The sequence below is a fragment of the Pseudomonas sp. LG1D9 genome, assembly GCF_002949995.1.
In the GTDB taxonomy this organism is placed as follows: domain Bacteria; phylum Pseudomonadota; class Gammaproteobacteria; order Pseudomonadales; family Pseudomonadaceae; genus Aquipseudomonas; species Aquipseudomonas proteolytica.
In genome coordinates this window covers 496,391-519,005 of record NZ_CP026881.1, presented here as the reverse complement: position 1 = coordinate 519,005, position 22,615 = coordinate 496,391, and the positions used below count along the sequence as shown (strand labels likewise).

12 protein-coding genes are annotated in these 22,615 nt (G+C 62.7%); 5 read left to right on the top strand and 7 right to left on the bottom strand.

Going from position 1 to position 22,615, the window contains the following annotated elements; translation table 11 throughout:
* Positions 1–3 precede the first annotated feature (3 nt).
* The 3 genes from C5F71_RS02510 to C5F71_RS02500 form a co-directional block, all read right to left on the bottom strand.
* On the bottom strand, positions 4–4,716 hold the full coding sequence (locus C5F71_RS02510) for an RHS repeat-associated core domain-containing protein (protein ID WP_104912585.1): 4,713 nt from the start codon (positions 4,714–4,716) through the stop codon (positions 4–6).
* Positions 4,717–5,047: 331 nt separating this feature from the next.
* Positions 5,048–8,122 carry an efflux RND transporter permease subunit gene (locus C5F71_RS02505; RefSeq protein WP_104910565.1) on the bottom strand — a complete coding sequence of 1,025 codons (3,075 nt, stop codon included), beginning with the start codon at positions 8,120–8,122 and terminating at the stop codon, positions 5,048–5,050.
* A gap of 2 nt (positions 8,123–8,124) precedes the next feature.
* Positions 8,125–9,237 carry an efflux RND transporter periplasmic adaptor subunit gene (locus C5F71_RS02500; protein ID WP_104910564.1) on the bottom strand — a complete coding sequence of 371 codons (1,113 nt, stop codon included), beginning with the start codon at positions 9,235–9,237 and terminating at the stop codon, positions 8,125–8,127.
* Positions 9,238–9,800: 563 nt separating this feature from the next.
* Between C5F71_RS02500 and C5F71_RS02495 the strand changes: the two genes are divergently transcribed.
* Entirely contained in the window at positions 9,801–11,741 is a 1,941-nt protein-coding gene (locus C5F71_RS02495; RefSeq protein ID WP_104910563.1) for a TonB-dependent receptor domain-containing protein, read from the top strand.
* A gap of 217 nt (positions 11,742–11,958) precedes the next feature.
* Here C5F71_RS02495 and C5F71_RS02490 read toward each other — a convergent pair whose 3' ends face one another.
* Complete coding sequence (locus C5F71_RS02490; RefSeq protein ID WP_104912584.1) at positions 11,959–13,278, bottom strand: ATP-binding protein; 1,320 nt, start codon at positions 13,276–13,278, stop codon at positions 11,959–11,961.
* Positions 13,279–13,307: 29 nt separating this feature from the next.
* Complete coding sequence (locus C5F71_RS02485) at positions 13,308–14,045, bottom strand: response regulator transcription factor (RefSeq protein ID WP_104910562.1); 738 nt, start codon at positions 14,043–14,045, stop codon at positions 13,308–13,310.
* 178 nt (positions 14,046–14,223) lie between these two features.
* Here C5F71_RS02485 and C5F71_RS02480 point away from each other — a divergent pair, with 178 nt between their 5' ends.
* From C5F71_RS02480 to C5F71_RS02470, 3 genes are all read left to right on the top strand, one after another.
* On the top strand, positions 14,224–15,099 hold the full coding sequence (locus C5F71_RS02480; RefSeq protein WP_104910561.1) for a pirin family protein: 876 nt from the start codon (positions 14,224–14,226) through the stop codon (positions 15,097–15,099).
* Positions 15,100–15,169: 70 nt separating this feature from the next.
* Positions 15,170–16,612 carry a mechanosensitive ion channel family protein gene (locus C5F71_RS02475; RefSeq protein ID WP_104910560.1) on the top strand — a complete coding sequence of 481 codons (1,443 nt, stop codon included), beginning with the start codon at positions 15,170–15,172 and terminating at the stop codon, positions 16,610–16,612.
* A 104-nt stretch (positions 16,613–16,716) separates the two neighbouring features.
* The gene (locus C5F71_RS02470; RefSeq protein WP_104910559.1) at positions 16,717–17,154 is read left to right on the top strand and encodes a carboxymuconolactone decarboxylase family protein; all 438 of its coding nucleotides are present in this window, start codon (positions 16,717–16,719) and stop codon (positions 17,152–17,154) included.
* Between the two features lie 221 nt (positions 17,155–17,375).
* On the opposite strand, the gene C5F71_RS02465 is transcribed toward C5F71_RS02470, so the two are convergent.
* The gene (locus tag C5F71_RS02465; protein ID WP_104910558.1) at positions 17,376–19,538 is read right to left on the bottom strand and encodes a TonB-dependent siderophore receptor; all 2,163 of its coding nucleotides are present in this window, start codon (positions 19,536–19,538) and stop codon (positions 17,376–17,378) included.
* A gap of 192 nt (positions 19,539–19,730) precedes the next feature.
* On the opposite strand from C5F71_RS02465, the gene C5F71_RS02460 reads away from it, so the two are divergent.
* Positions 19,731–20,510 (top strand): acetoin reductase, encoded by a 780-nt coding sequence (locus C5F71_RS02460; protein ID WP_104910557.1) that lies wholly within the window; start codon positions 19,731–19,733, stop codon positions 20,508–20,510.
* A 121-nt stretch (positions 20,511–20,631) separates the two neighbouring features.
* Here C5F71_RS02460 and C5F71_RS02455 read toward each other — a convergent pair whose 3' ends face one another.
* Positions 20,632–22,491 carry a sigma-54-dependent Fis family transcriptional regulator gene (locus C5F71_RS02455; protein ID WP_104910556.1) on the bottom strand — a complete coding sequence of 620 codons (1,860 nt, stop codon included), beginning with the start codon at positions 22,489–22,491 and terminating at the stop codon, positions 20,632–20,634.
* Positions 22,492–22,615 lie beyond the last annotated feature (124 nt).

The window sequence follows — 22,615 nt, the reverse complement described above, 5'->3', positions numbered from 1 at the left end:
GCTCTACTTCCGGTAAGGGTTTATTAGGCTGTAATTCTCGGAGGTGCCATCTTCGTTTATTGGGGTTGCACCTAATATGTCCTTTCGATGGATGCGGCCGGGTATGGCTATTTCTTTTTCTCTTTTGTATTCGGATAGTATTCCTAGTTCTTTGTTTACGTCTCGACCGGGTATATTTTTCAAGGTGTACAAAAAACCATCTTCTAATCCGTAGCTTGTTGCAAATGCTATACCTACTTCCCTTGAGGTCGAGGTGGGTACAAAGTTGCTTGGTGGATTCGTATTGTCTAGCGAGTGTAGGAGCAGGTCAGTGCTTTTTCCTCTGCTCTTAAATCCATGTTTGAAAATTTCAAGTGGGTGCCTGGTGTCTCCCCGGTAAAGATATTGCTTTTTTGTTGTGGGGGCTGGAAGGGAGGGAGCGCGCTCGTCGGCCTTTGTATTGACGGACGGGTTTTGGCCTTCAGATCCGGGCTTACATTTGTCTTCGCCCGGACACGCATTCAACCCCAACGGATCCACCCACCCCGTAGGGTTGGGCACATACAAATATCCGTTCACCCCACCCGCCAACTTCACCGGGTCGGGGGTCAGGTAGCGTCCGTTGTCCGGATTGTAGTAGCGATGCCGGTTGTAATGCAGCCCGCTTTCCCGGTCGTAATACTGCCCCTGAAAGCGCAGTGGGTTGTCGACCGTGCCTACATCCAACCGGGTGATTTTCCCGTAGGCCTGGTAATGGGCAGACCAAACGATTTTGCCGTCCGCGCTGGTCAGTTCCTGCGGCGTGCCCAGGTGGTCGAGTTGGTAGTGGAAGACCTGTGTATTGGCCGGCCCGAAACCGTCGAGCAAGGCCAGTGGCCTGAAGCTGTCAGGCTCGTAGAGGTAGCTGCGGTGCTGGCCATGGGTGTGTTCGGCGATGACCTTGTCGCCTTGCCAGAAAAACTCGGTGGTCTTGCCCGCCACGGTTTTGCTGATGCGCCGGCCAAACGGGTCGTAGCGATAGCTGGCCTGGCTGCCGTCTGGTTGGGTGAGGCCGATCAGGCGGTGCTGGCAGTCGTAGCGGTATTCGGTGACCAGTTGCTGCGCGCGGCCGCGGCGTTCGCGTATGAGGTTTCCGAAGGCGTCGTAGTCGTAATGTCGGTCGCCTTGTAGTAACAGGCGGTTGCCGACGACGATGCCGGGGCCTGGGCGGTCTTGCATCAGTAGGTTGCCCGCCGGGTCGTGGGCGAAGCGTTCGGTGGGGGCCTGGGAGTGGTCGGCGCGGGTCAGGCGGTCGAGGGGGTCGTAGTGGTAGTCGTGCTGGCCCTTGCGGGTGTCGAGCAGGCGGGTGAGGTTGCCGCTTTTGTCGTAGGTGTAGTGGCGGTGTTGGTGTTGGGTCAGGCGGCCCTGGTCGTTGTAGTGGTAGTGGCTCAGCAGGTGGCCCTGCTGGCGCTGCTGCTCGCGCCCGGCCTTGAACAGGTGCGAGGTGAGTGTGCGGCCATTGAGGTCAACCGTGGCGAGGTGGCCGCCCTTGTCGTGGTTGAAGGTCAGGTGGTTGTTGTCGGGCAGGCGCAGGTGGTCGAGTTGGCCGCAGTTGTCGTAGCCGTAACGCAAGGTGCCCCAGCCCTGGTGTTCGGCGGTCAGGCGGTTTTGGCTGTCGTATTCGTAGTGCAGCGGCCAGTGGCCGTCGTCGACGCTCAGCAGATTGCCGAGGCGGTCGTAGGTGTAATCCACCTTGCTGCCATCGGGCAGGGTTTTTCGGATGAGGCGGCCGGCGTTGTCGCGCTGGTAGGCGGTAATCAGCTGACGGTCATCGTCGCCGAACTCGGTTTTTTCCTGCAGGTGGCCGTTGAGGTCGTAGAGGTAAGCGGTGCGTTTGCCGTCGAAGCCGGTTTCCTGCTGGATCAGGCCGTTGGGGTGGTACGCCAGTTGATAGCGCTCGCCTGACTCGTTTTCGATTTCGGTCAGCAGCAGGCGAGTGTTGTCGTAGCGATAGCGCAGCGCCGTGCCATCGGGGTTGATCCGGCGACTGATCAGGTGCAGTCCGTCGGCATATTCATACCGGGTCACACGCCCCAGTTCATCGCGCTCGGCGGTGACTTTTCCGTAGGGGTTGTAGCTCAATTCGCGGGTGGCGCCGCCCGGCAATACCACTTTGATCAGGCGGCCTACAGCGTCCCACTGATAGTGGGTCAGGGCGCCATGTTCATCTTCACGGGCAATCTGCAGGCCCAGGTCGTCATAGCGATAACGCCGCACGCCGCCGTTGGGCAGTTGCTCCCCAACCAACTGCCCAAGGTCATTCCAGGTCAGGCGCTGACAGCTATGGTCCGGATACCAAACCGCTAAAAGCTGCCCGCGCTTGTCATAGCTGTACTCGGTGACATTGCCGTCCGGATCAGTCTGGCGGGTGATATCGCCCTGATCATTACGCTGGTACTTCCAGACCGCCGCACCCCGGCGCATGACCCGTACGAAACCATCCTCATACTCGTAGGCGGTAGGCTCGTCATCCCCCGGAAACAGCGCCACCAAGCGCCCAGCCTCGTCGTACTGATAGGCCGTAATCGCGCCGAGGGGATCCTGTTCAACCGTCAGCCGACCCTGGGCGTCGTAAGACTTGAAATGCTCGCCGCCGTCCGGATCAACCCGCTGCACCAGCCGTGCGCGCGGGTCATGCACATACACTTCCTGGCTGCCATCGGCGTTGAGCAGGGTGACGCGGCCGTCGTCATCCCAGACATAGCGCGTATCCATCTGCGCAAAACTGGCCCAATGCCGCACACAGCGCGCCGCCTTACCAGACCGTTCCCACGCCCAGAAGAAACTCGCCCCACCGGCCAACTGCCGCTCAGTGATCACCGCAAGGCTGTCGTACTGATAGCGCTCGCTTTCGCCTACAGCGTTGGTCGCTTCAACCAGTCGCCACTGTTCGTCGTAGCGGTAGGAAACGACGTTCTGCTCAGTCACCCAGGCGTCATCCGCTTCGCTTTCCACGCGAAACACCTGGTAGTCCACCGCCACGATGTGCCCGCGCTCATAGCGCAACAGCAGCGCCCGCCCGGCATCGTTATCCAGGCGCAGAATCCGCCCCAACCCATCGCGGGAAAGGCGCAGGCGGTTGTCATACCGATCGCTGATCGCCGTCAGCACACCGCCCTGGAAGTGGTAGAACGTTGCCCCTTGAGCCAGCACCAACTCATCCGACGCTGCCCCCAGATAAATCGCTGCTTCAGCCAGGCTATTGCTGATGGCCGGTCGGGCAGCCGTGGGCAGGGGAAAGGTGGTGCTGCGGTTCTCGTGATCGGTCCACACCACCGACTCGCCGGTTACCTCCAGCCGCTGCGCCAGGGAATGGCTCCAGCCAAAGCCCAAGCCGCTATCCACCTCCACGGCACTGGTGCGATACAGCCGCGTCCAGGCAAAGGGCAGTACGCCCTGCAACTCGCCATCGGTCAGGGTCAGCAGTTCTTCGCCAGTGACCATGGACACCGGGCAGCCATGGGTCGCGGTTTTATCGGCGCTGGCGCTGGCTGCGCCGTTGGGGTTTTTCGCGGAGGAGGGCGCGTCGTCCACCGCCTCATGTTTGATCAAGGCCGTCTTGGGCGCGGATTTTTCCCGCACCAGTGGCACCGGATTGGCGACTTCAATCGCGCCGGCCTTGAGTGGCACGCTGGGCACCGTTTTGATCTGTGTTGCGGGGCTGCCTAGCAATAACGGCTTGAGCGCCTCGGCATGGGGCCCCAACCCGGTTTGTGCAAACGGTCGGGCCAGTTGCTCCAGCCACTGGCGGACGCGCCCCGACTTGACCTTGCCCAGCACCTGCGCGCCCAGGCGCACTGTCACGCCCATGCCGGCAGTGACCCACACCAGCAACAGGTTGATCAGCACTTCGGCGCTGATTTGCCCCAGCAGTTCGTTCAAGTACGGCGGCGGCAGCATGCGCAGCCAACTGACCATCGCCGACAAGTAGATGAACAGCAGCGGCTCGTCGCTGAGCACCAGCAGGCCATTGGCGATGGCTTCCTGGCTCAGTTGCAGCAGGGCATCCAGTTCGGCCTGGGTGAGGTATTGCAGGAGTTTCTCGCTGTTGGGCCCAAGGTCCGCCAGCCATTCATACAATTGCTCGATGTTGTCCCAGAGCTCATGCAGTGCGTCGCCAAATCCACGGGCATAGGCGTGGTCCAGCAGGCGGTAGCGCTGCACAAAGTTGGCTTCGGAGTAGTCCTGCCACAGGGGCTCAAATGTGCTGGTCCAGTCGTTGCGCAACTGGCTTTCCAGCGGTGCAATGAGCGACTGATAAGACGCATACAACGCCTTGACGTGGTCCGCGCAAACATTGGGGTAGAAGGTGATCCGATACGACTGGTCGCGGGTACAGTCGGTGACTTCAAGAATGCCGCTGGGGCCGATGGTTTTGTAAATGGGTTCGCCCAGCGGGCCACCGTCCTTGGGGACGGCTTGCAGCATCACCGGGGTGTTGCCGATAGGCACAAAGCGTGTGCTTTGGAACAGGTGCACCAGGGTCAACGAGCCACTGGCCTTGCACATCGCGACCGTGCTGCTGGGGGCTTTGGACGAAATGGGCGCCACCAGCGCCACCTCATCGCCCACCTTGAAGACCTGCTCGACCTCCAGCGCCGAGAAGCTCCAGAAACTCTCGGCCCACTGTTCATAGGTATTGAGGCATTGCCGGAAGTCGCTGAGGACCGCTTCGACGTCCCGTGTTTTGAAGTCCATGGCCGCCAGGACCATAAAGCCAATGGCGGCATTCAAGAGGTGGCCCCCAGGACGGGGGCATCAATTGGAAAGTACATCGGCGGTCCCTTGCGCTGTGTGATCAGGCGAGGGACTTTGCAGAGGTTTTCAGGGGGTATAAGTAGAGTTTATCTGGCCGCAGGGTGGGATATTTCGGTGGATGGCGTTGGCCAAGCGTTGACCTAGTTGTAGGAGTGGGCTTGTGTGGGCGGGCTTGCTCGCGAAAGCGGTGGAACAGTCAATAAATTCGGCGACTGACACTACGCTTTCGCGAGCAAGCCCGCTCCCACATAAGCTCACACACACATTGGATTTATGGGGTTTGGGGGATTGCTGCCCGCTGCTTGTCCCGGCCCAACACCAAGCTGCACAACGCCGGCAAGAACAGCAGCGTCAACACCGTCCCCACCAAAACCCCACCAATCAGCACATAGGCCAGCGACGACCAGAACACTGACAAGGTCAGCGGAATAAACGCCAACGCCGCGGCCAGTGCGGTCAATATCACCGGCCGTGCGCGGCGTACGGTGGCTTCGACAATCGCGTCGCTGGTCGCCATGCCGTGTTCCTGGTTCTGGCGGATCTGATCGGTGAAGATCAGCGTGTTACGCATCAGGATCCCGCCAATCCCGATCAGCCCCAGGATCGCATTGAAGCCGAACGGCTGGTTGAACAGCAGCAGGGTCGGCACCGCGCCGATCAAGCCCAGCGGCGCGGTGGCGAAGACCATGAACATCACGCCGAACGAGCGCACCTGGAACATGATCACCGTCAGGGTCAGCAGGATCATGATGGGGAATAGCGCCGCGAGGGCCACGTTGGCCTTGGCGCTTTCTTCCACGGGGCCGCCGATGTCCAGGTGATAGCCGGTCGGCAATCGTGCGATCAGCGGTTGCAGGTCTTTGTAGACGGCCATTTCCACATCGGGCGGCTGCACGCCGTCGACGATATCGGCGCGTACTTCGACGGTGCTCGCGCGGTTGCGGCGCTTGAGGATCGGTTCTTCCATCACCGCCTGAAAATGCCCTACCTGAGCCAGGGGCACCGATACCCCGGCGCTGTTGGTCAGGGTCATATTGGCGAGGTTGCCGAGGTCCTCACGCTGGCTGCCCTGGGCACGGGCTACCACCGATACCGTACGGTTGCCTTCGCGCACTTCGGTGATGGGGTTGCCGCTGAGCAGGGCGTTGAGTTGGGATTTCACCTCGTCGGGGGTAAAGCCCAGCAGGCGTAGGCGATCCTGGTCCAGCACCAGGCGATAACCGCTGCTGCGCTCGCCCCAATCGAGGAACGCATCCTTGGTCAGGCGGTTGGCGGCGACCACCTGGCGCACTTCCTCAGACAGGCCGCGCAGCACATTCACGTCCGGGCCAGACACGCGAAACACCACCGGGAAGGGTACCGGCGGGCCGAACAGCAATTGCGTCACCCGTACCCGCGCGGCGGGGAATTCGCCGTCGGCGATACGTTCGCGCATGCGCAGTTTCAAGGCGTCCCGGGCATGGGCATCGGCGGTTTGCACGATCAGTTTGGCGAACGCCGGGTCGGGCAATTCGGGGTTGAGCGACAGGAAAAAGCGTGGCGCGCCGCCGCCCACGTAGGTGTCGACCATGCGGGTCTGCGGTTCCTGCAGCAGGGCCTTTTCCAGTTGCGCCGCCACCGCCTCGGTGCTTTTGAAGGCACTGCCCGGCGGCATATACACCTCCAGGATCAGTTCGGAGCGGTCGGAGTTAGGGAAGAACTGCTTCTTCACCACGGCCATGCCCAAGCCGCACAGCACAAACGCCGACACGACCAGGCCGGTCACCAGCCAGCGGCGGCGCACGCAGGTTTGCACCAGGTCGCGCAGTTTCTGGTACCAGCGGCCGGCATAGATTGCGTCGTGGCCGCCGGGCACCGGCTTGATGTTCGGCAGCAGCTTGACCCCCAGGTACGGGGTAAATACCACCGCCACCAACCAGGAGGCGATCAGGGCAAAGCCAACGATCCAGAAAATATTGCCGGCATACTCGCCCGCCCCCGAACGGGCAAAACCCACCGGCAGAAAGCCGATGATCGTCACCAGGGTGCCGGTCAGCATGGGGGCGGCGGTGGAACTCCAGGCAAAGGTGGCGGCATGGATGCGGTCGAAACCTTCTTCGAGCTTCACCACCATCATTTCAATGGCGATGATCGCGTCGTCCACCAAAAGCCCCAGGGAAATAATCAGCGCGCCGAGGGTGATGCGGTCAAATTCGCGGCCGGTCAGCAGCATGATCACAAACACGATGGACAGGGTCAGCGGCACCGCGGCCGCCACCACCAAACCGACGCGAAAGCCCAGGGCCAACAGGCTGATGAGCATCACCACCGCCAGGGCGACGAAGAATTTGAGCATGAATTCATTGACTGCCAGGCTGATGTTTTTCGCCTGGTCGGAGACTTTCGCGAAGTTGACGCCCAGGGGCAGGTCTGCCTGGATCCTGGCTTCCTCGGCCTTGAGGCTCTTGTCCAGGTCCAGGCCGTTCCAGTGTTTTTCCATGATGATGCCGAGCATCAACGCGGGGTCGCCCTGGTGGCGGATGCGGTAGCTGGGCGGGTCTTCATAGCCACGGCTGACGGTGGCGACGTCAGCGATGCGCAGCACTTTGCCGTCCACCGGCAGCGGCACGTTTTCGATCAGCGCCAGGCTGTCGAAGGCGCCGTCGATACGGATATAGGCACGGGCGCCGGCGGTTTCGACAAACCCCGACGGGGCCACAGCGTTTTGCGCAGCGAGAGCGGCGAAGATCTGTTCGGGTTTGATCCCCAGGGTGGCCAGGCGCTCGTAGGAGAACTCGACAAACACCCGCTGCGCTTGTTCGCCGAGGATATTGACCTTCTTCACCCCCGGTAGCCTGAGGAAGTCCTGGCGCATGGCTTCGGCCATCTGCACCTGTTGGCGATGGGGCAGGTGTTCGGCTTCCAGGGCGTACAGGGCGAAGTACACATCGGAATATTCATCGTTGAAGAAGGGCCCGATCACGCCCTTGGGCAGCCTGGCCGCTTCGTCGCTGAGTTTTTTGCGGGTCTGGTAGAACAGGTCCTGGATTTCATTGGGGCGCGTGGACTCGAGAAAGGTCATGCGCATCGACACAAACCCCGGTTGGGCGATGGTTTCCACACGATCGTAGTAGTCCAGTTCCTGCAGGCGCTTTTCCAGGCGGTCGGCCACTTGCTCCTGCATCTCCTGGGCCGTGGCGCCGGGCCAGGCGGCGGTGATAGTCATGACCTTGACCGTGAACAACGGGTCTTCGGCGCGCCCCAGTTTGCCAAAGGAAAAAATCCCGGCGGCGAGTATCGCGAGAATCAGGAACAGCGTGACGGCGCGGTGTTTGACCGCCAGTGCGGAGAGGTTCAGGCCATGCATGCTCAAGGTTCCTGGCGGCGATTGAGGGTCAGTGCCTGGGCGGGCAACAGGCGCACGCTGTCACCCTGGTGCAGCAGATGTGCGCCGAGGGCGACGATCAGTTGGCCGGGGCTGACGCCGCCAGAAAGCAAGGCTTCTTCCTGGCCCAGGCTGGCCACGGTGACCGGGGCGAAGCTGACCTTGTCATCTGCTCCAATCAGCCACACCCCGGTGCCGCTGCCGGCATCCTGCAGGGCGCCGATCGGCACGCGGGTCTGTGGCGGCTGGCCGTTGCCTTGCAGGCGCAAGGTGATGGTGGAGCCGAGGGCGAAACGCTCACCCGCACCGTGCAACACATAGCGCGCGCGATAGGTGCGGGTGACGGGATCGGCGCTGGCGGACAGTTCACGCAAGGTCGCGTTGACGGCTTGGTCGGGTGCGCCGAAGGGCAAGGCCAGGGCTTTTTGCGAGGCGCGGTCGCGCTGGTTTTCCGGCAGGTTGATGACCGCTTCCCGCGCTCCGTCGTGGGCCAGGCGCGCGACGATCTGCCCTTCGGCCACCACCTGCCCGCGCTCTACCCGCACGTCGGTGATCACTCCGTCGCCATCGGCCCTGAGCACCGAGTAGGTACGACGGTTTTCGATCTGGCTGGCATCCGACTGGGCGGCGGCAAGCTCCGCTTCGGCGACCCGCAGGTTAGTCGCGGACTGGTCGAAAATCTGCCGTGACACCGCGCCGGTACTGGCCAGGCGCTGGTAGCGGTTTGCGTCATCGCGGCGCTGGCGTAACTGAGCCTGGGCGGCGTTGACGCGGTTTTTTGCCGAACGCAGCGCCAGTTCGAAGTCGCCGATATCCAGCACCAACAAGGTATCGCCCCGGGACACATGCTGGCCGGGATCGACCTTGCGTTCGATCACTTTGCCGCTGACCCGGAAGCCCAGGTCACTTTCAGTACGGGCCGCCACCACGCCGGTATAGGCGTTCTGCTGGCTGGCGGCGGCTTCGACCTTGGCCGCCAGCACCGGGCGCGGCGGGGCAGCGTTGGCGCTGGGGTCGGCCTGGCTGTTACAGCCGCTGAGCAGGAGCAACAGCACCAGGGGCGGGAAAAGGCTGTGAAGGGGAGGGCGTGGGCTCATTTCAGGCTCCTGGCGGCGCTGGGTCGGTGAAATTACAATCGTAATATTTTGCCGAATATTACGACTGAAATATAATTTAAGCCAGCCCTTGTTCAGGTTTTGTAGGCGTCGGCTCGCCGGTGATGGTCGTTCAGGATGAGGTCAGATACCTGGCGCTCCGGGGTGTTCTTGCTGGCGTCATCGCTGCATCGGTATCTACACAACTTTGCCGCAACGCCTAAATCCAGGCAGATAGCGCAGTTGTGGCGAGCGGGCTTGTCGGGACGCCGCATCGCCCGCGCTGGGCTGCGAAGCAGCCCTAAACCCGGCCATCGCGGTTTATCTGAAGAAACGTGGAGGGTTTTTTGGGCTGCTTCGCAGCCCAGCGCGGGCAAGCCCGCTCGCCACAGGGGAGTTCGTCAGTTTCTGAAAGTTGTGTAGATACTTATGGTCATCGCTGGCAAGCCAGCTCCTACAAAAGCAAGCGGCCAGGGACGTGGGTGGAGTTGTCACACTTTGTCCAAGTTATTGGGGTGTAGATGATTACGATTCTCTTTTGAGAATAATCCTGAAGGTCTACGCCCATGCTTCCTGCTTTTCGTCTTGCGCCGCTGGCCCTGCTGGTGGCCGGCAGTCTCAACGCTCACGCCAACGAGCCTGCGTCACTGGAACTCAATGAAGTGGTGGTCACCGCTTCCGGCTTTGAACAGAACGTCGAAGACGCACCCGCTTCGGTCACCGTGATCGACGGCGAGGCCTTGCGCCGCAAGTCGTACCGCGACCTGGGCGATGCCGTGCGGGATGTGGAGGGCGTTACGGTCAATGGCGGGGCCAATGAAACCGACATCTCGATCCGTGGCATGCCCGCCGACTACACGCTGATCATGGTGGATGGCAAACGCCAGAGCGCCCGTGAATCGCGGGTCAATGGCAACAGTGGTTATGAGCAGAGTTTTGTACCGCCAGCCGCCGCCATCGAGCGCATTGAAGTGGTGCGCGGGCCAATGTCGTCGCTGTACGGTTCCGACGCCATCGGCGGCGTGATCAACGTGATTACGCGCAAGGTCTCGCCACAATGGGGCGGTTCGATTGGCTATGACTACTCGGCCCGCCAGCACAGCGACCAGGGCAATGCGCGCCAGACCCAGTTCTACCTCAGCGGCCCGCTCAAGGAAGACCTGCTCGGCCTGCAGGTGTGGGGCCGTTACCTCGATCGCCAGGCCGATGACGATATCGAGCAGACCAATGGCTTCAGCAAGGCGGATCACCGCGATCTCACCGCACGACTGGCCTTCACCCCAAGCATCGACCACGACATCCTCCTCGAAGCCGGGGCCACGCGCCTGAAAAACGGTGATGGGATCAGCGCCAACTGGGCCACCCGCGAGCAGGAGAACAACCGCGATCACTGGTCGCTGTCGCACCAGGGCCGCTGGGGCTGGGCCACCTCGGACATCGCCTTTTCCCAGGAAACCTCCACCCGTGAAGGCCGTGCCACGCCAGCCCAAACCGATATTTTCGGACGCAAGCCCGAGGTCAAGAACAGCGTGTTCGACGCCAAGTTGGTAGTGCCCACCACCCATAACGTCAGCACCGTGGGCATGCAGTGGAACGAAAGCCAACTGACCGACTGGAACCAGGGCCTGGGCGATCGCGTGGACTACGAGTTCTCGGTGGTGCAAAAAGCCCTGTTTGCCGAGAACGAATGGTCGGTCACCGACAGCTTCGCCCTGACCACCGGCCTGCGCCTGGATCATCACGAAGAGTACGGTGCCCACGTCAGCCCACGGCTCTATGGGGTGTGGCGCGCCACCGAGCAGTGGACGTTCAAGGGGGGGATCGCCCGTGGCTTCAAGGCCCCGGAGATCCGTGCAGTCGTGGCGGACTACGCCTACCTGCGGCGCAACCGTTTTGTGATGTTCGGCAACCCCGACCTCAAGCCAGAGACCAGCGCCAACTATGAAGTCTCGGCGCTGTGGAGCAACCGTGATGATCTGTCGGCGGGCGTGACCCTGTTCTACAACGACTTCCAGGACAAGCTGTCCACCGTGACCACCGACCAGCGCTGGAATGGCTACACCATCATGGAGCGGGTCAACGTCGACAAGGCAATCATCCAGGGCGTGGAGCTCAACGGCCAATGGGATATCAACCCCAGCGTGCTGCTCAAGGCCAACTACACCTACACCGATTCCGAACAGAAAACCGGCGCCAACGCTGGCGCGCCCCTGGCCCTGACCCCCAAGCAAAAGGCCAATGTGCGCACCGAATGGAGCATCAACGACCGCGCCCAGGCCTGGGCGTCGCTGAGCTACTACGGCGAGGAAACCGGCAACACCCTCACCAGCGAAAAACCGGTGCCGGGCTACACCACGGCCGACCTGGGCGGCTCGTTCGACGTGACCGACTCGCTGGTACTGAATGCCTCACTCAACAACCTGGCCAACAAGCGCCTGGATGACGAGACCTACGGCACGGTGAACTACGGCCGCACCTTGTGGATGGGCGCAACGCTCAACTTCTAGGTCAGTTGCAGACGGCCTTTGTGATGGCTAGAGGTCTTGTTGTGGCTATGGGACTTGTTGTGGCGAGGGGGCTTGTCCCCCGCTGGGCTGCGTAGCAGCCCCAATAAGCCTCACCCCCGGTTTATCTGATAGACCGAGATAGCAGGTTTTGGGGCTGCTACGCAGCCCAGCGGGGGACAAGCCCCCTCGCCACAGCAAGCCCTACGGCCACATCAATCTAAGCCGCCTGGGGCAGGCGCACCACCGCGCACAGCCCGGCCGGTGGGCGGTTTTCCAGGAGCAGTTCGCCGCCATGGGCCTGGATGCACGAGCGTGCAATCGCCAGGCCCAACCCCAGGCCACCGTCGCTGGCACCCAACTGCACAAACGGCTCGAAGACCTTGTTCAGCCAGTCCTGGGGCAGGCCGCTGCCATGATCGAGAATCTCCACGCACAGCACACCGCTGTCCTCGCGCTTGAGGCTGATACAGGCATCGCCGCCATGTTTGACGGCGTTGTCGATCAGGTTGGTCAGGGCGCGCTTGAGGGCCAGCGGGCGGCAATCGAGCAGCAGCGGTGGGGCGCCTTGCCAGGTGACCGGTTGCTGCATGCGCCGGTAGCGTTTGGCCAAGTCATCCAGCAAAGCGCTCAGCGAGATGCGGCGGGTGGCTTCCTGCACCGCATCGTCGCGCACGAAATTCAGGGTTTCGCGCACCATGGCGCTCAGTTCGCCGAGGCTGTCGAGCATGTCGTCGCGTTCAGGGCCAGGTTCCAGCAACTCCACCTGCAAGCGCAGTTCGGTGATCGGGGTGTTGAGGTCGTGACTGACCGCCGCCAACATCCGCGTGCGCCCTTCGACATGCCGCGCCAGGTTGGCCTGCATAGTGTTGAAGGCGGTGGTCAAGTCGCGGGCTTCCTGGGGGCCGCTCAAGGGCAGCGGCGCGATCCATTCGCCCCGGCTGACCCGCTCGGTGGCCTGGGCCAGGGTCTTGACCGGGCGCACCACCCGCGCGATGAAAAACATCACGATCAGCAGCACTGGCACCGTGGTCACCGGCAGGCTGTAGGCCAGGACGCGGCCCCATTCATAAGCCCCCGCGGGATGCTGCAGCGCGTTCAGGTACTGGCCGTCCGGCAGGGCGATGCTGCTGCGCAAACGCAACGGCGCCCAACCGGCGGGGCTGAACACATGGGTGCGGGCATTGGCGCCGCTGACCCGCTCCAACTGCATGCCGATGCTCACGTCTGGCGGCAGTTGCAGTTGCTGGCGCAATTCGTTGGCCAGGCGGCGCTCTTCGGGGCGCAGTTCAAACGGCTCGACTTCGGCGGTGGGGGCGATCCAGAAACGGGCGCCTTCGTTGCTCATGGCGGCCATCAAGTGCGCGGGTTCTTCGCCGTGCAGGTCGACGGCCGCGTGGTGCGCGATCACCAGGCGTTCCAGGCTGAAACTGCGCGATAGCGGGTGGATCAGGCTGCCGGTGCGTTGCAGGAACAGCATGGCGATGGCGTTGGAGGCCAGCAGTGCCAACAGCAGCAACAGGCTCAATTGCTGCACCAGCGTGCGCGGCCATAGGCGGCGCAAACGGTTCAAGGGACGCACGGGGTCACATCAGCCGCCAGCAGGTAGCCGCCACCCCAGATGGTGCGCAACAGGTCCACGGCTTCGGTGTCGTGGGCCAGCTTGCGGCGCAGGCGGCTGACCTGGCGGTCGATGGCGCGGTCGCTGACATCGCTGTCGGCGGCGGCGGTCAGGTCGATCAGGCGCTCGCGGGGCAACAGGGTATTGGGGTGGTTGAGGAACACTTGCAGCAACCGACTTTCGGCGGTGCTCAGTTGGACGGGGGGGCAGCCTTCGCGGGTCAGCACTGCGCTGATGGTGCTGAAGTGCCAGCCGGCGAAGCCATAGGTGCGGCTGGTCGGTGCCAGGGGGGCATGGGTGCGGCCCTGGCGACGCAGCACGCTGTTGAGGCGTGCCACCAGTTCCCGGGGTTCGAAGGGCTTGGTGATGTAGTCATCGGCACCCAGGTCCAGGCCCCGGATGCGGTCGGCGGCGGCATCGCGGGCGGTCAACAGGATCACCGGGGTGTTGCTGCGCCGATGCAATTGGTTGCACAACTCGAAACCGTCGCCATCGGGCAGCAGCACATCCAGCACGATCACGTCGAAGGCCTGGGTCTTGAGCAATTGCCACATGCCCGCTGCATCTTCAGCGGTGCGCACTTCGAAGCTGTGGCGACGCAAATAGATGGCCAGCGGCTCGCGGATCTTGCGGTGGTCGTCCACCACCAGGACGCGCGGCGCTGCCGGCGCAGGAGCAAATGGCATGGTGGCCCTCGGGGAGTTGAACGGGAGAGCGGGGATATTACTACGAGTCATTATCATTCACTCGCTTTATGCGCCACCGTTCCAGGGTCGTCCCATGTATGGAACGATGCGAGCCAAATCCGCCGTCTACCGCCTTATTGGTATTGGATTTAAGGTGTATGCACATTGGAGGACCATCATGAAAAACATCATCGGTATCTACACCAGCCCACGTGGCCATTGGGTTGGCGACGGTTTCCCGGTTCGCACGCTGTTTTCCTACGACACCATGGGCAAGCACATCAGCCCGTTCCTGCTGCTGGACCACGCCGGCCCGGCGGATTTCACCCCCACCACCCAGCGACGTGGCGTGGGCCAGCATCCCCATCGCGGCTTTGAAACCGTGACGATCGTTTACGAAGGTGAAGTCGAGCACCGCGATTCAACCGGTGCAGGCGGCACCATCGGCCCCGGCGACGTGCAGTGGATGACGGCAGCCAAGGGCATCCTGCATGAGGAGTTCCATTCCCAAGCCTTCGCCAAACGAGGTGGGGCCCTGGAAATGGTGCAGCTGTGGGTCAACCTGCCGGCCAAGGACAAAATGAGCGACGCCGGCTACCAGACCATCCTCGACGGCGATATCCCCGCGTTGCCCCTGGCCAACGGCGCCGGCAGCCTGCGCCTGATCGCCGGCGAGTTCGACGGCCACACAGGCCCGGCGCGCACCTTTACGCCCATTGATGTGTGGGATCTGCGCCTCAATGGCGGCAAGGCCGTGACCTTTGACCTGCACGCCGGGCGCAATACCGCGCTGGTGGTGCTCAAAGGCACCGTGCAAGTCAACGGCGGTGAACTGGCACGCGAAGGGCAACTGGTGCTGTTCGAGCGTGATGGCGAGCAGATCAGCCTGGAGTCCAATGCTGACGCCATGGTGCTGTTGCTCAGTGGTGAACCCATCGACGAGCCCATCGTCGGTCACGGCCCGTTCGTGATGAACACCGAGCAAGAGATCCACCAGGCCATTGCCGACTTCCAGTCCGGCCAATTCGGCCAACTGCACGGCGCCGCCAGCTGATTGGCGGCGCCCTATACCCGCCAACTGCATTTCGTGCGATCTTCAGGGCATTCGCCCTGGAGTCGCCTGGATGCTGTCTTTTATCTCCGATCACCCGATGCTGTGCGCCCTGGCGTTGATCATTATCGATATCTTCGTCTGGCGTCTGTTTTCGGCCAGCCCCGGCAACTGGAAACTGATCGCGCGCCTGGGGATTTTCGCCGTGTTCAGCGCCGTGCTGTTCAACGACGGCATGAACCCCATGCAACTGGCACCCTATGCCGACAACACCCCGCTGCACCTGGCCGCCACGGCATTGCAGATCGGCTGGTGGTTGTTCGCCGCGCGCACCCTGACGGTCTTGCTCGGGGCCTTGATGATGCAACGGGTCGGCCATACCGGGCGGTTGCTGCAAGACCTGATGGGCGCAGTGATCTTCCTGATCGCGATCATCGCGGCCATGGCCTACGTGCTCGACCTGCCAGTCAAGGGCGTGCTGGCGACGTCCGGCGCGGTGGCGATCATCGTCGGCCTGGCTTTGCAAAGCACCTTGAGCGACGTGTTCTCCGGGATCGTGCTCAACACCACCAAGCCCTACCAACTCGATGACTGGATCTCCATCGACGGTACCGAAGGCCGGGTGACGGATATCGACTGGCGCGCCACGCGCCTGCAAACCTCCCAGGGCAGCATGGCAGTGATCCCCAATTCGTTGGCGGCCAAGGCCAAAATCATCAACTTCTCGCGCCCGGCCGATATGTTCGGCCTGGCGGTGAGCCTGCAAGTCAGCCCCCATGCGCGCCCACAAACAGTGCTCGAAGCCTTGGAGCGTGCCATGCAGGGCTGCCGGCAATTGCTGGCCAAGCCGGCGCCAAGCGTGGCGTTCAAGACCTCCACGGGCGGCGGTGTGGAATATGAAATCAGCGGCTTTGTGCCCGCCATGGGCCTCAAGCGCGAAGTGCGCAATCAGCTTTATGACCTGGCCTACCGGCATTTGCAGGCGGCTGGCGTCAGCCTGCTGTCGAGCGCCGAAAGCCCCACCTCGCCGACCACCTCGCCGGCGCGAGCGCTGCTGGAAAGCTCCAACATCTTCTCGACCCTGCGCCAGGAAGAGAAGGAAACGTTCAGCCAGAACATGACCCTGCACACCTTCCGCGCCGGCGAGATGATCCTGCCGGCGGGGGAGGTCAGCGATCATCTGTTTATCATCGAGTCCGGGGTGGTTTCGGTGATGCTGGCCAAGGCCGGGCACACATTCGAAGGCGGGCGCATGGGCCCCGGTGAAGTGATCGGCGAAGCCGGGATCCTCGGTGAGCAAGGCGTGCCGGCGGACTTTGTGGCGAAGACCTACTGCACCCTCTACCGCATCGAAAAGGAATACCTCAAACCGTGCCTGGACGCGCGCCACGATATCAGCGAAGCCATGCAAAACCTCCTGGATTTCCGCCTGCACGCCGCCCAGCACCTGACCCAGGATGCGCCAATCGTGCCGGTGAAAAAGGGTTTCCTGCATTGGCTGCGCAGCCGGGCCTGACTCGCCTGGCATTGGCTACCTGTTCTTCCCCCGGATTGGCTATTTGTGCAGGGCAGTGGGGTGATTAAGCTGGGCACCAATCCCCTCTGCCCTGGAGTTACAACATGTCTGCCCGTATCGATTTCTACACCGCTTCCCCTGACGCAATGAAAGCCATGCTTGCCCTGGAAGCGGCCGTCGGCAAATTGTCCATCGAACTGCCCCTGCTGGAACTGGTGCGCCTGCGCGTGTCCCAGATCAACGGCTGCGCCTTCTGCCTGGACATGCACACCGCCGATGCACGCAAGGGCGGCGAGACCGAACGCCGCCTGTGCACCCTTTCGGCCTGGCGTGAAACACCGTTCTTCACCCCACGGGAACGTGCCGCCCTGGCCTGGGCCGAAAGCCTGACACTGATCAGCCAGACCCACGCCGCGGACGAAGACTATGCATTGCTCAATGAACAATTCAGCCCCGCCGAACAGGTTGACCTGAGCGTGGCCATCGCCACCATCAACAGCTGGAACCGGCTGGCGGTGGGCTTTCGCAAGATGCCCAAGTAACGCCATTCAAAGATGGGCGCTGGCTATTACGGACCAGTTGACCAAACCCCTGTGGCGAGCGGGCTTGTCGGAACGCCGCATCGCCCGCGCTGGGCTGCGTAGCAGCCCCAATAAGCCGAATGCGGTGTGCCAGATACTCCCTAGCGGCTGGTTTGGGGGCTGCTTCGCAGCCCAGCGCGGGCAAGCCCGCTCGCCACGACAGCCCGTTACTTGGGGCGGGGTCAGAAGTTGACGGAGGCGCTCAAGCGCGCCGTCAATGGCGCGCCCTGGAACAGATAGTCATCGCCCATGTATTCGCCCGCGTCACGCCAGTAGCGCTTGTCGAACAGGTTGTCGACGCTCAGGCGAAACACCGTTTCATAGCCGTCGACCTTGGTGGTGTAGCGGCTGCCAATGTTGACCAACGCATAATCCCCCACCTCTACATTGCCGGTACGGCTGGCGTTTTTGCTGGCGCTGTATTGCACGCCGCCGAGTACCGCCAGGCCGTTGACCCAAGGCAGGGCGTAGTCGGCATACACGCTGGCGCGCAGCTTGGGCACGTTGATCGTCTGGTGACCTTCATACTGCGGCGTGCCGCTACCGTTCACCCGTGCTCGAATCGCCGCCACGCTGGTGGCGATCTGCAGACGCTCGGTGGCCCAGCCATTGGCCGACAGCTCCAGGCCGGTGTTTTTCTGCTGGCCCTGCTGCACGTAGGTGAAATCACCGGCGCTATCGGGCTTGGCGTACTGGTAGGCCTGGCGTGTCTGGAACACGGCGGCGGCGAAGCTGATGCGGCGCCAGTCGTATTTCACCCCGGCTTCGATCTGCCGGGAGACGGTCGGCGCGAGGATTTCCCCATCATTGCTCGCGTACCACGGTGCCTCGCCGCCCAGCGACAAGCCTTTGCTGTAGCTGGTGTACAGCGACAGATTGGCCATCGGCTTGTAGATCAGCGCAGCGTTGGGCAGGAACTCGTACTGCTGTGTGTGACGCTCTTGCACGCCATTTTGATCGAAAGACTTTTCATCCAGGCGCACTTCACGGCCACCGAGCACGGTTTGCCATTGCTCGTTGAAACTGATGCGGTCGGTGACGAACAGCCCGTATTGGCGGCTGTCGAGGCGCCGGTGACTGTCGTTCAGGGGCTTGTCGGTGGGCAGGAAGGTTTCCGGGTCCTGATCGATATTGCCGCTGCCGATGTACTCGTTGACTGACTTGCGCTTGTCGATCACCCGGCGGAACGCGCTGGTGCCGAAGGTCAGTTCATGGCCTATCCCAGCAGTGTCGAACAGCCCGGTCATTGCCGCCTGGATTTCATCATTGCGTCGGGTGTCGTCGGGGCTGCGATAGTCAGCAATATCGTAGTTGCCTTCCGGGCTGAAGTAGTTCGGCACTTTGACGCCAGCGCAACTCGGGGAGCCGTAGCAACCCCACGCAAACGAACTGTAGTCATCAATCACCACCTTGCTGCGGGCCGCGCTGACGCTACCTTTCCACTGGTCGCTGAAGCGGTACTCGAACTTGCCGTTGAGGTTCAACGAGTCGATGCCCACCTGTTTGGAGCCGCTCTGGTGGCCGAGCAGTTTTTTCGGCGAGGCGTCATGGGGCACTTCGGTGCCGCCAAGCAGTTGGTAGCCGGGCACCGAGCGCTGCTGCTTGTCCTGGTATTCGGCATCCAGTTGCAGCACGGCGTCGGGGCTGATGTTCCAGTCGAAGGCCAGGGACACAAAATCCCGCTGGCCATTGGCGTGTTCGACATAAGAGTTGAGGTCTTCATGGGCGACGTTGGCGCGCAAGCCAAACTGCTGCTCGCTGCCAAACCAGCCGCCGACATCGGTAGCGATGTAGCCGCTGCCGCGATCATCGGTGGACACCGTGACCGAACGCACATCTTCCGGGCGCTTGGTCACGTAGTTGATCACGCCGCTGGGTTCGGCAATCCCGCTTTGCAGGCCCGCCAGGCCTTTGAGCAATTCCACCCGCTGCTTGTTTTCCAGGGCGACGTTCTGCTCGCCGGTGACGGTGCGGCCGTTGATCTTGTAGCTGCTGGCGGCATTCAGGGAAAAACCCCGGACCACGAAGTTTTCGTAGTAGCCGATCGGTGCGTAGCTTTCGCCCACCGAGGCGTCGTTGCGCAGCACTTCACTGAGCAGACGTGCCTGCTGGTCCTTGATCAACGCGGCATTGATCACGGTGATCGAGGCCGGGGTGTCGAGCAGCGGCGCTTCATCGAAGCCGCCGACCGACGCGCTTTGTGCGCGATAACCGGACTCATCCTGGCCCTGAATGTTCAGCGCTGGCAGTTCAAGCTCAGCCGCCAGGCTGTTGCCGATACCGCCGCTGAGCAGCAGGCCGAGGGCCAAATGTGAAGTGACTTCGGGGCGAAAACGCAAAACCATGGGGGCAAGGCCTTAAAGCGCGGGGCGGGGGCGCATAAGCTAGGCATAACTGCGCGCCTTTACAAGTACTGGCCGTGGCGCGTCGGCTTGAGACGTTGCGTCTCAAGCCCCACGCCAGTTCATCCGGGCCTCGACAGCGCGACCCCGCACCTGCGATAGACAAGGCTTCGCTTATCGTTGCAGGAGATCGTCATGGGTATCGCTGGAAAAGTTGCACTGGTGACCGGCGCCGGGCAGGGCATTGGCCGGGCCATCGCCCTGCGCCTGTCGCGGGACGGGGCGGATATCGCCCTGGTCGACATCAATAGCGCCAAGCTCGAAGCCGTGGCAGCCGAGGTCGTGGCACTTGGACGCAAAGCCTCGGTGTTTACCGCCGACGTGTCCAAGCGTGAACAGGTCGTCGCGGCGGTCGACCATGCGCACCAGACCCTCGGTGGCTTCGACATCATCGTCAACAACGCTGGAGTGGCGCAGATCGATTCGCTGCTGGATGTGACCCCGGAACAGGTCGAACGCACCCTGGGCATCAACGTGCAGGGCGTGTTGTGGGGCATCCAGGCCGCCGGCAATAAGTTCAAGGCGCTCAAACAGAAGGGCAAGATCATCAATGCCTGCTCGATCGCCGGGCATGAAGGCTTTGCACTGCTGGGCGTGTACTCGGCGACCAAGTTTGCCGTGCGCGCCCTGACCCAGGCGGCGGCCAAGGAACTGGCCAGCGCCGGGGTGACGGTCAATGCCTATTGCCCGGGTGTGGTGGGCACCGATATGTGGGTCGAGATCGACAAGCGCATGGCCGAGATTACCGGTGCGCCAGTGGGAGAAACGTACAAGAAGTACGTGGATGGCATCGCGCTGGGCCGTGCAGAAACGCCGGAGGACGTGGCAGGCCTGGTGTCATACCTGGCCGGCCCGGATTCGGACTACATGACCGGCCAGGCACCGTTGATCGACGGCGGCCTTGTGTACCGCTAAACCCCGTTCTCTGGTTCAACTCGGTCAAATGTGGGAGCTGGCTTGCCTGCGATAGCGTTGTACCAGTAGCAAATTTGCTAGCTGATCCGCCGCTATCGCAGGCAAGCCAGCTCCCACAGGGTTAGTGTTTACCTGGCATATCGATGCCCAGTTGCTTGACCCGGCGGTACAGGGTCGCGCGGGAAATCCCCAGCGCCTGCGCCGCCGGCAACGGCTTCCAGCGATGGCGCACCAGCGCATCGAGCAGCACCTGCCGCTCTGGGCTCGCACTGTGCTCGACCTCGGCCTCCACCCGCTCGCCGCGCACTTCGACCGGCAAATCCGCCAGTTGGATCGTCCCGCCTTCGCACACCGCACAGGCATACGCCAGCACATGGTGCAGTTGGCGCACATTGCCAGGCCATGCAAAGCCCAGCAGCGCTTCAAGCGCCGCTTGGCCGATTCCCACCGTGATCCCGCTGTTGCGTGCTTCCTGCTCCAACAGCCGGTTGATCAAGCCCAGTTTGTCGGTGCGCTCGCGCAGCGGCGGCAGGGTGACGCGGGCGCAGCCCAGGCGAAAGTACAGGTCTTCACGAAAACGCCCGTCATTGACCAGGGTCGCGAGGTCGCGGTGGCTGGCGCAGATCACCTGGATATCCACCGCGCGGGTTTTCGCCGCGCCCAGCGGGGCTACTTCACCTTCGGCCATCACCCGCAGCAAGCGCGTCTGCAGGGCCAGGGGCATATCGCCGATTTCATCGAGGAACAACGTGCCGCCGTGGGCCTGTTGCAACAGCCCGGTCATGCCCTTGCTGGAGGCCCCGGTAAAGGCTCCGGCGACGTAGCCGAACAGCTCGCTTTCAATCAGGTTTTCCGGGATCGCCGCACAGTTCACCGCCACGAATGGCCCGTCGCGGCGCGCACTGCGGGCGTGCAGTTGGCGGGCGAAGACTTCCTTGCCGGCCCCGGTTTCGCCTTGCACCAGCACCGGCAGGTTGCGGTCCTTGACCCGCACGGCCAGGCGCAGGTGTTCTTCCACCCGTGGGTCGACCTGGGCATGGGGCAGCGCCCGCGCAGGTTGGCGCCGCGGGGTGTTGACGCGCACATGCAGCACGCCGGTTTCTCCCAGCCACTGCAGTTGCTGGACCGATTGATCGGTCACCGCGCGCAACGCATCGAGGTCGAACACCTCGCCGATATGCACCGGCACCTGACCAAAACGCCGGCGCAACGCCTGGCGTGCCTTGCTGTTCAAGGCTTGCAGGCGACCGTCCTGGTCCCAGGCCAGCAGCAGATCGGGTTGGCTGTCCACATAACCCGGTGTGCTGTGGGCCTGGAGCACCCAGTGGCGGGCGGCGCTGTGCATGAAGAAGGCGTTTTCGATGGCCTGGGCGCTCTGCGCCACCATCTGGCGCACCAGGTGCTGGCTGCGTCGGTCATCCGGCGATTGCAGCGCCGAAGCGTCCATTACCCCCAGCAGGTTGCCCTGGGGGTCGAAGATCGGCGCGGCGGAGCAGGTCAGGTTGATAAAGGCGGCGCGGAAGTGATCGCGCTTGTGCACCGTCACCGCCGCTTGGCTGGTCAGCACCGTGGCCACGCCGCAGGTGCCTTCTTCGGCTTCCGACCAGCAGGTGCCCAGGTACAGGCCGGCCTTGCGGCAGTCGCTGCGGATCGCGGCATCTACCCGGTGGTCGATGGTCTGGCCCTGGGCGTCGGTGAGCATCACGCAGTAGTCGGCATGACGCACGCGGTGGTGCAGTTGGCTGACTTGCTCGCTGGCAATGCGCATGAACAGCTCGGCGCGCTCGCGGCATTCCTTGAGCAACGGTTCGGTGAGGATCCGTGGGCCCTGCAGCGAGCCGGGGTCCAGGTGGTGTTGCTCCATGGAACGGCGCCATGAATCGAAAATCAGCGACGGCACTGGCGCCTGGGGCAGGCGCTCGGCATTGCGGACCACGCGACTGACACAGTCGACATGCTCCCTGGAGTTCGCGGCGAGCATAAGGCCTCCGGTTCTCGATCTTTGTTGTTATGCCCGCCATTAAGCGCCCGGCGGCGCAAGGGGACAAGGGCGGCCTGACCAACTGCCCGCCGTGAGACGCAACGTCTCATCCTGCCTGAGACGC